The 471-nt window shown below is 58.0% G+C and carries 1 protein-coding gene and 1 pseudogene; one reads left to right on the forward strand and one right to left on the reverse strand.

Annotated elements, in window-relative coordinates; translation table 11 throughout:
* A pseudogene (locus RM609_RS34230) lies at positions 1 to 309 on the forward strand (hypothetical protein); the annotation flags it as partial.
* Positions 310 to 379: 70 nt separating this feature from the next.
* On the opposite strand, the gene RM609_RS34590 reads toward RM609_RS34230, so the two are convergent.
* Entirely contained in the window at positions 380 to 460 is an 81-nt protein-coding gene (locus tag RM609_RS34590; RefSeq protein ID WP_369016256.1) for a hypothetical protein, read from the reverse strand.
* Between the last annotated feature and the right edge of the window lie 11 nt (positions 461 to 471).

A 471-nucleotide genomic window follows, 5' to 3' on the forward strand; every position in this document is an offset into this window, starting at 1 on the left:
TTCCGTGCTAACACCCTGCGCGCCATCGGACTCGACGACGTCGCCTCGGCTGGTTACTGTTTCCAGCTCGACCTCACCTGGCGCACCCTCAAAAAGGGCATGACCGTCGCTGAGGTCCCGATCGAGTTCATCGAACGAGAATACGGCAGCTCCAAAATGAGCAAGAACATCGTCATCGAAGCATTGTTGCGCACGACCATGTGGGGGTTCGATTACCGTTCCCACCAGCTCAAGGATCTTAGCCACGTGGCCTTGGACCGAGCTGAAAAGATCGCCGGAGACATCAAAGAGCGTCGTTCTCGCCACTGACCAGACGTGCGCCCCATGGATCACATCGCGCCCGCGGGGCGCACCTCGGCGGTGCACGGGCTCGGCGGGATTAATTCTCCTTACGGATTTCATCCAGCCTTTCGGCAAGTAATTCTTCAAGTTCGGGTATCGAGCGACGTTCAGTAAGCATGTCCCAGTGGG

The organism is Streptomyces hesseae, assembly GCF_031845785.1.
GTDB lineage: Bacteria > Actinomycetota > Actinomycetes > Streptomycetales > Streptomycetaceae > Streptomyces > Streptomyces hesseae.

Excerpts from the sequence above, each read along its gene's own strand:
- RM609_RS34590 (WP_369016256.1), bottom strand. The coding sequence starts at position 460 with ATGCTTACTGAACGTCGCTCGATACCCGAACTTGAAGAATTACTTGCC.